Annotated in this window: 6 protein-coding genes; 3 read left to right on the forward strand and 3 right to left on the reverse strand. The window is 64.1% G+C overall.

All coding sequences use genetic code 11. From position 1 onward, the window contains the following. Nucleotides 1–4 precede the first annotated feature (4 nt). The 3 genes from AC1Q7F_RS12395 (at nt 5) to AC1Q7F_RS12405 (ending at nt 5,394) form a co-directional block, all read left to right on the forward strand. Complete coding sequence (locus tag AC1Q7F_RS12395; RefSeq protein WP_492507176.1) at nt 5–3,094, forward strand: efflux RND transporter permease subunit; 3,090 nt, start codon at nt 5–7, stop codon at nt 3,092–3,094. 216 nt (nt 3,095–3,310) lie between these two features. Beyond that, the gene (locus tag AC1Q7F_RS12400; protein ID WP_492507178.1) at nt 3,311–3,658 is read left to right on the forward strand and encodes a RidA family protein; all 348 of its coding nucleotides are present in this window, start codon (nt 3,311–3,313) and stop codon (nt 3,656–3,658) included. 113 nt (nt 3,659–3,771) lie between these two features. Further along, nucleotides 3,772–5,394: a fumarate hydratase gene (locus AC1Q7F_RS12405; protein ID WP_492507180.1), complete on the forward strand. Its 1,623-nt coding sequence runs from the start codon at nt 3,772–3,774 to the stop codon at nt 5,392–5,394. 39 nt (nt 5,395–5,433) lie between these two features. On the opposite strand, the gene AC1Q7F_RS12410 is transcribed toward AC1Q7F_RS12405, so the two are convergent. The 3 genes from AC1Q7F_RS12410 to AC1Q7F_RS12420 all read right to left on the reverse strand — a co-directional run bounded on the left by AC1Q7F_RS12410 (nt 5,434) and on the right by AC1Q7F_RS12420 (nt 8,505). Further along, nucleotides 5,434–5,967, reverse strand: coding sequence for a PadR family transcriptional regulator (locus AC1Q7F_RS12410; protein ID WP_492507182.1), 534 nt, complete (start codon nt 5,965–5,967; stop codon nt 5,434–5,436). A gap of 70 nt (nt 5,968–6,037) precedes the next feature. Then, a complete protein-coding gene (locus AC1Q7F_RS12415) occupies nt 6,038–6,475 on the reverse strand; it encodes a nuclear transport factor 2 family protein (RefSeq protein ID WP_492507183.1) in 438 nt (145 codons plus the stop codon). Between the two features lie 14 nt (nt 6,476–6,489). Next, entirely contained in the window at nt 6,490–8,505 is a 2,016-nt protein-coding gene (locus tag AC1Q7F_RS12420; RefSeq protein ID WP_492507185.1) for an FAD-dependent oxidoreductase, read from the reverse strand. Nucleotides 8,506–9,091 lie beyond the last annotated feature (586 nt).

Genomic DNA, 9,091 nt, shown 5'->3' on the forward strand with positions numbered 1-9,091 from the left:
GGACATGAGCCGTGGCAATATTTCGGCGGTCGCCATCCGCCACCCCGTACCTCCCATCGTCCTGTTCATCATCCTGACCCTGGCCGGTCTGGTGTCCTTCATGAAGATGGACATCACCGGCAATCCGGACATCGACTTCCCCGTCGTCAATGTCGGTGTATCGCGTCCGGGTGCCGCCCCGTCGGAACTGGAACAGGAGGTGACGAAGAAGGTCGAGGATGCGGTGTCCAACATCACGGGCATCGACCACGTCTCTTCCAACATCACCGATGGTTATTCCAACACCACGATCGAGTTCAAGATCGGCTATGACACCGACCGCGCCGTCAACGACGTGCGCGACGCCGTCAGCCGCATCCGCTCCGACCTGCCGCAGGATATCTATGAACCGCAGGTTCAGCGGCTGGACGTTACCGGTGACGCCATCCTTTATTATGCCGTCACCTCGACCCACCGCAGCGTCGAACAGCTTTCCTGGCTGATCGACAGCGACCTGGCCCGCTCGCTGAAGCGGGTGGATGGTGTGGGGGAGGTGGAACGGCTGGGCGGCCAGAACCGCGAGATCCGCGTCAACCTGGATCCTGCCCGCATGATGGCGCTGGGCGTCACGGCCGGTGAGGTCAATCAGCAGTTGATGGGCCTGAATGTCGACATGCCGGGCGGGCGCGGCACCATCGGTGCCGCCGAACAATCCATCCGCACCCTGGGCCGCGCCCAGAGCGTGGATGAACTGCGCAATGTCGAGATCGCGGTGTCGGGCGGCCGCAAGGTCCGCCTGCTCGACATCGCCGATGTCGTGGACGGTACGTCGGAACTGCGCGGCGTGTCGCGCCTGGACGGTGTGCCCACCGTGGGCTTCGCCATCAGCCGCTCGCCCAATTCCTCGGAAGTGACCATCGCCAAGGGCGTGGACAAGGTCATCGAGCAGCTGAAGAAGGACTATCCCGACCTTACCTTCACGCTGATCATCTCCAACGTGAAATACACGGTGGACAGCTACATCGCCTCCATCGAGGCGCTGCTGGTCGGTGCCCTGCTGGCCGTGGGTGTGGTCTGGTGGTTCCTGCGCGACATGCGGGCCACGCTGATCTCGGCTTTGGCCATGCCGCTGTCCACCATCCCCACATTCCTGGTCATGGACTGGTTCGGCTTCACGCTGAACGGCGTCACCATGCTGGCCCTGGCCCTGGTGGTCGGAATCCTGGTCGATGATGCCATCGTGGAGATCGAGAATATCGTCCGCCATATCCGGCAGGGCAAGCGGCCCTTCGCCGCGGCGCTGGAGGCGGCGGATGAGATCGGTCTGGCCGTGGTGGCCACCACCATGACCATCGTCGTCGTGTTCCTGCCCGTCTCCTTCATGCCGGGCATCGCGGGGCAGTTCTTCAAGTCGTTCGGCGTCACGGTCGCGGTGGCCGTGCTGTTCTCGCTGCTGGTCGCCCGCCTGCTGACGCCGCTGATGGCCGCATATTTCCTGAAGCCGTCACAGGATGATGAGCATAAGGAAGGCCCCTGGACCCACCGGTACCTGAAGCTGCTGGACTGGTGTCTGGTTCATCGCTGGAAGACCATCGCCGCCGGCACCTTCTTCTTCTTCGCCTCGGTCGGTCTTGCCACCATGCTGCCATCGGGCTTCATGCCCTCGCAGGATATCGGCTTTTCCAACCTGCAGATGGAGATGGCGCCCGGCGTGAACCTGGAGCAGATGGACGCCGCCGTGCAGCGCGCCGCCAACGTGCTGAAGGCCCAGCCGGAGGTGGAAACCACCTGGGCGCGGGCCGGTCGTGGCGGGCAGGTGCGCCGCGGGTCGATCATCGTGCTGCTGAAGCCGCGTGGCGACCGCATTCACCAGAAGGATTTCGAGACCCGGGTCCTGCCGGAATTGCAGAAGATCGCCGGCGTGCGCTTCTCCTTCAATTCCACGGGCGGCTTCGGCAACCGTGACGTTTCGATCATGCTGACCTCGGAAAATGGCCCGCTGCTGGATGCCCACGCCAACAAGGTGCTGGCGGAAATGCAGAGTCTGCCGATCCTGAAGAACGTCACCTCCACCGCCGCCCTGCAGCGTCCGGAGATCCAGATCAAGCCGATGTTCGAACGGGCCGCCGAACAGGGCGTGTCGGTGATCTCCATCGGCCAGGTGGCCAAGGTTGCGACGCTGGGCGAGATCGATACCAATTCCGCCAAGTTCAACCTGGGCGACCGTCTGGTGCCGATCCGCGTGCAGCTGGACAATGTCGCTCGCGGCGATTTGGATACCATCGCCAACCTGCGGGTCCGCACCAGCAGCGGCGCCACCGTGCCCCTGTCGGCCGTGGCTACGCTGGAAATGGGCTCCGGCGCGGTGCAGATCGATCGGTTCGACCGTGCCCGCCGTATCTCCGTCCAGGCCGACCTGAACGGTGCGGAGCTGGGCGAGGCGATGAAGGCCGTCAATGCGCTGCCTTCCATGGCCCACCTGCCGGCCGGCATCTCCAAGCCGGCTTATGGCGGCGGCGAGCAGATGGAAATCATGATGATGGGCTTCGCGGTGGCGCTGGGCACGGCGTTCCTGCTGATCATCGCGGTGCTGATCCTGCTGTTCCACAATTTCTTCCAGCCGGTCACCATCATGACCGCACTGCCCTTGTCGCTGGGCGGGGCGGTGGCGGGGCTGCTGCTGGGCAATATGGCGCTGTCCATGCCCGCCTTGATCGGCATCCTGATGCTGATGGGCATCGTCACCAAGAACTCCATCCTGCTGGTCGAGTATGCCATCGTGGCCATGCGCGACCATGGGATGAGCCGGCGTGCGGCCTTGCTGGACGCCGGTGCCAAGCGTGCGCGCCCCATCATCATGACCACCATCGCCATGGTGGCGGGCATGATCCCCATCGCCGCCGGCTGGGGGGCGGATACCGAGTTCCGCCAGCCCATGGCGGTGGCCGTGATTGGTGGCCTGATCACCTCCACCCTGCTGTCGCTGGTGTTCGTGCCCACCATGTTCACGCTGATGGATGATATCCAGAAATGGATCGGGCCGAAGATGGGCCGGATGCTGACCCCGAAGGAAGCGGAAATGCCGCTGCGGCCCCGTCCGGTGGATGGCGAATAAGCCGGGTCGGCAAAGCAGTAACGTCGAGAACGCCCGGATGGCCCTGCCGTCCGGGCGTAATCTTTTTACCGATCGTGCCGGCTGTTTTGTAATAACCGGCACGGGGTGCATGACTGGCATTTGCCGGGGCCCCTTGCAGGCGAGGGGCTTGCCCCTTATCCCGCTTGGTACCGGCTGCCACCCGTGCGCGGCCCGCAATCGCAAAGGACCTGTTCGGTGAGCATCACCCGCCTGCATCCCGGCCGCCGCATGAGCGAAGCCGCCATCCATAACGGCACAATCTATCTGGCCGGCCAGGTGGCCGAAGACACCGGCGCCGACATCAAGGGGCAGACGGCCCAGGTTCTGGCCGCCATCGACAAGCTGCTGGCCGAGGCCGGTTCCTCCAAGTCCAAGATTCTGTCCACCACCATCTACCTCTCCTCCATCGGCAATTTCGCCGCCATGAACGAGGTGTGGGACGCCTGGGTCGACCAGTCCAACCCGCCGGCCCGTGCCACGGTGGAGGCCCGCATGGCCGCCCCCGGCTATCTGGTCGAGATCGTCTGCATCGCTGCCGTCTGATCTATCCCGACGCGACCAACGGCCCCCTGGCGGTGGGTCGTTGGCTGCGCTATCTGAACGGCCATCAACGGCGGACCCCGGCCCGCCGCCCCCGAAAAGACCCGGAGCCAGAAATGCCCGACGATGTTGTGAAGCACAGCTTCAGCCTGTTCCCCCTGGGTGCGGACACCACGCCCTATCGCAAGCTGACCAGCGATTATGTCTCCACCGTCGAATTCGATGGCGAGACCGTGCTGAAGGTGGAGCCCGAGGGGCTGCGCCTGCTGGCCGAAGCCGCCTTCATGGACATCAACCATTTCCTGCGCCCTGGGCATCTGGGCCAGTTGCGCGCCATCCTGGAAGATCCGGAAGCCTCGCCCAACGACCGGTTCGTGGCGCTTGACCTGCTGAAGAACGCGTCGATCGCGGCCGGCGGCATCCTGCCCATGTGCCAGGATACCGGCACCGCCATCATCATGGGCAAGAAGGGCCGCAAGGTCTGGACCAAGGGGGCCGACGAGGCGTCCCTGTCCGATGGCGTGCGCGATGCCTATCTGAAGCGCAACCTGCGCTACAGCCAGGTCGCACCCTTGTCCATGTATGAGGAAAAGAACACCCGCACCAATCTGCCCGGCCAGATCGAGATCTATTCGGAAGGCGAAGACGCCTACAAGTTCCTGTTCATGGCCAAGGGCGGCGGGTCGGCCAACAAGACCTTCCTGTTCCAGGCCACCCCGTCGGTGCTGGCACCCGACCGCCTGATCCCCTTCATCAAGGAGAAGATGGCGTCGCTGGGCACCAGCGCCTGCCCGCCCTATCACCTGTCGGTGGTCATCGGCGGCCTGTCGGCGGAACAGAACCTGAAGACGGTGAAGCTGGCCTCGGCCCGCTATTATGACAGCCTGCCCACCCAGGGGTCCGAATCCGGTCACGCCTATCGCGACCTGGAGATGGAACAGGCCCTGTTCCAGGCAGCGCAAGGCCTGGGTATCGGTGCGCAGTTCGGCGGCAAGTATTTCTGCCATGATGTCCGCGTCATCCGCCTGCCGCGCCACGGCGCCTCGCTGCCCATCGGCATCGGCGTCTCCTGCTCCGCCGACCGCCAGGCCCTGGCCAAGATCACCAAGGACGGCATCTATCTGGAGCAGCTGGAGACCGATCCCGCCCGCTTCCTGCCGGAGGTGGAGGAGGGGGCCCTGTCTGGCGACGTGGTGAAGATCGACCTGACCCAGCCCATGGACGCGATCCGCAAGCTGCTGAGCCAGCACCCGATCCGCACCCGCGTGTCCCTGACCGGTCCGCTGATCGTGGCGCGCGACAGTGCGCATGCCAAGCTGCGCGCCGCATTGGAGGCGGGCCAACCGCTGCCCGACTATTTCAAGAACCACCCGATCTATTATGCCGGGCCGGCCAAGACGCCGGAAGGTTACGCGTCGGGCTCCTTCGGCCCAACCACGGCCGGCCGCATGGACAGTTTCGTGGATCAGTTCCAGGCAGCGGGCGGCTCCTTCGTGATGCTGGCGAAGGGCAATCGCTCGCCCGTGGTGAAAGAGGCCTGCCAGAAGCATGGCGGCTTCTATCTGGGTTCCATCGGTGGTGCCGCAGCCCGTCTGGCCCAGGACTGCATCAAGAAGGTTGAGTGCATCGCCTATCCCGAACTGGGGATGGAGGCGATCTGGCGCATCGAGGTGGAGGATTTCCCCGCCTTCATCATCACCGATGACAAGGGCAACGACTTCTTCGACGGTGCCAAGTGACCGAAAATGGCGCTCCATCTCATCGGTGGAGCGCCATTTTCAGTCTGAATTCCGCAGCAGGGCGATGGCCTCTTCACAGAAGGCGGCGCGCAGCCGCTCATACTCGATGCCGGCCTTCAGCACGAGATGCTGAAGCTTCTGCGCGCGGTTGCCGGGCGGTGGCGTGAATCCTTTGGCCTCGATTGTGCGATAGGTCTCCAGCCGCTCGCGATGATGGGCGGCCAGCTTGGCCAGTTCATCGGCCAGGGCGGTGGGGCCGATCACCGCCTCGGCCCGCAGCCGCACCATCATTTCATCGCGGATGGGCACCGGCTCCTGGCCGGCAATGGTCCAGCGGGCCAGTTCCTGCCGCCCCGCTGGCAGGACGTGGTAGGTCCGCTTGCGCCCCTTGGCCCCCTCCACCGGCACTCCCTCAATCCAGCCTGCAACCTCCAGGCGGGCCAGTTCGCGATAGATCTGCTGGTGGGTGGCTTGCCAGAAATAGCCGATCGACCGGTCGAACCGCCCCGCCAGCTCAAGGCCGGAACCGGGTCGTTCGATCAGGGCGGTCAGCAGGGCGTGCGGCAGGGACATGCGGACGTTCGCTCATATCATAGGGAGTTGCGGCCCGGTCTTAGCTGTATGGGCCGCAAAGCGCCATACCTCAGGGCGCCGCCTTGAAAGCCGAAATCTCCTGGCCGACGCGACGCCCCATCTCGGCGGCCAGGGCCTGCAGGCCGTTCAGCGGTCGGACCATCACCTCGAACTCCAGAATCCGGCCACTATCGTCGAAGCGGATGAAATCGATGCCCTTCAGCGCCTTGCCCTCGACATTGGCACTGAACTCCAACACCACATTCAGCCCCTCTTCGCTGACGGCCGTGCGGTGATAGGTGAAGTCCTGGAACACCTGGATCACCGTGCTGATGGCCAGGATCAACGCATCGGCCCCGCGATAGGCGGTGAAGGCCACCGGGGAACGGAAGATCGCGTCCGGGTGGGTGATGGACCGCAGGGCAGACAGCTCGCGGCTGACCACCATGGTGTGCCATGTGTCCAGAGAGGCGGCGACATTGGGGTGCAGGGTGGGGTGGTTGGTCATCTTGGGGGTTCTCCTTAAATGCTTGCTGCCAGGCGGGTGCCCTGATTGATGGCGCGCTTGGCGTCCAGTTCGGCGGCAACGTCCGCCCCGCCGATCAGGTGGACCGTGCGTCCCTTGGCCTCCAGGGCCGCCTGCAGCTCCCGCAACGGCTCCTGTCCCGCACAGATCACGACATGGTCGACCGCCAAGATCTGGTCCTTGCCGGCGATGGTGACATGCAGCCCCTCATCGTCGATCCGCCGATAGGTGACGTCACCGACCGTACCCACCCCGTGGGCCTTCAAGGCGGCACGATGGATCCAGCCCGTGGTCCGCCCCAGCTTCTCGCCCAGCTTGCCGGCGGAGCGCTGCATCATGATCACCTGGCGGCCATTGCGCTCCACCGTCGGCTCGGCCAGGCCGCCCGCGCGCGCATAGGTCGGGTCGACGCCCCAATGCTTGAAGAAGCGCTCGGCGCTCGGCGGTTCATGGCTCTCCACCAGATATTCACACGTGTCATATCCGATGCCGCCAGCCCCGATCACCGCCACCTTGGCGCCCACCGGCACCTCGTCGCGCAGCACGTCCAGGTAGGACAGCACCTTGGGATGGTCGATACCCTCGATCTCCGGCTGGCGCGGCACCACCCCGGTGGCCAGGACGATCTCGTCGAAACCGCCATCGGCCAGCATACCGGCGTCGGCCCGCATGTTCAGGCGGACATCGACGCCGGTCAGTTCCAGCTGCCGCTTGAAATAGCGCAGGGTCTCGGCGAACTCCTCCTTGCCGGGGATCTTCTTGGCGATGTTGAACTGGCCGCCGATGTCGGGCGACGCCTCGAACAAGGTGACCTTATGCCCGCGTTCGGCGGCGGTCACCGCGAAGGACAGACCGGCGGGACCGGCGCCGATCACGGCAAGATTCTTGGGCGCTGGTGTCGGGGCGATGACCAGCTTGGTTTCATGGCAGGCGCGGGGATTGACCAGGCAGGAGGTGATCTTGCCGCTGAACGTATGGTCCAGGCAGGCCTGGTTGCAGGCGATGCAGCTATTGATCTCGTCGGCCCGTCCCTCGCGGGCCTTCTTCACAAAAAAGGCATCGGCCAGGAAGGGCCGCGCCATCGACACCATGTCGCACGCCCCCTCGGCCAGCAGCTTCTCTGCCACCTCCGGCGTATTGATACGGTTGGTGGCGATCAGCGGGATCGACACCTTGCCCTTCAGCAACTGCGTGACCCAACCGAAGGCGGCGCGCGGTACGGAGGTGGCAATGGTGGGAATGCGCGCCTCATGCCAGCCGATGCCGGTATTCAGGAGGGTCGCACCCGCCGCCTCAATGGCCTGACCCAGCTGGATCACCTCCTCCAGCGTCGACCCGCCTTCCACCAGGTCCAGCATGGACAGGCGATAGATGATGATGAAGTTGGGCCCCACCTTTGCCCGGATGCGCCGCACGATCTCCACGGGCAGGCGGATGCGGTTCTCATAAGGCCCACCCCATTCATCCTCGCGCCGGTTGGTGCGGGCTGCGATGAACTCGTTGATCAGATAGCCTTCCGATCCCATGACCTCCACGCCGTCATAGCCCGCGAACTGGGCCAGGGCGGCGCAGCGCACAAAATCGGCAATGGTTTCCTCGACCTCATCGCCGGTCAGGGCATGGGGCACGAAGGGATTGATGGGGGCCTGCAGCGCCGACGGCGCCACCAACTCCGGCTGATAGGAATAGCGGCCGAAATGCAGGATCTGCATCGCGATCTTGCCGCCTTCCCTATGAACCGCCTCGGTGACGATGCGGTGATGCTCAGCCTCTTCCTCATTGGTCAGCATGGCGCCGAACGGGGCCGGCCGGGCCCGCTCATTGGGGGCGATGCCGCCGGTTACGATCAGCCCGACCTCGCCGCGTGCGCGTTCGGCATAGAAGGCGGCCATGCGCTCGAACCCGCCCGGCGCCTCCTCCAACCCGACATGCATCGACCCCATCAGGACGCGGTTGCGCAGCGTGGTGAAGCCCAGGTCGAGCGGGCGCAAGAGTTCCGGATAGGCATTCATGATCGGGCTCCTCCTTATACAATTGGTTGCATAAAAAATGCCATTGAGCGCAGCTTTATGCAACGGGTTTCAAAAAGGCTTTAGATAGGCCATTTCAGAAAAGTGTCATCTCAGAGCAGATTCCTGTTGCTTCGGAGATATTGGTTGTCCTATACCCCGGCTCCCGCAGCGAGGCGGCCCTGGTGGTTGAGGCGATGCGGTGGTTCTTGGTGGTTGTTAAGCCACTGACATTGTTGGACTAAGACATCATCGTGAGGCGGGCTTTGGTTCGCTTTTGTTGGTCGGTTTTGCTTTTGTCTTTTGGGACTTGCCGGTTGTGCGGCGGGTCTGGAAAAAAGATGGGGCGGTGAAAAAACCGGTTGACAGGGTTTGGTGGAGCGACTAGAAAGCGCCCCACCGACGCGCCGGACACGCTCTGGCGGCGATGGTGAAACGATCCCTGAAATGGCTGGCGCTGAGGCGTTGGTTATTGAGGACCCGGGTTCAGAGCCGGGTGACAGTGTATCGTTGGGTTCTTTGACAAGTGAATCTGTTGAGAAGGGATGCGCAGGCGGCGGATCTTGATGAGCTGGCGGGTCTGGTTCGT

The organism is Niveispirillum sp. GW835-FHT14G11, assembly GCF_058793615.1.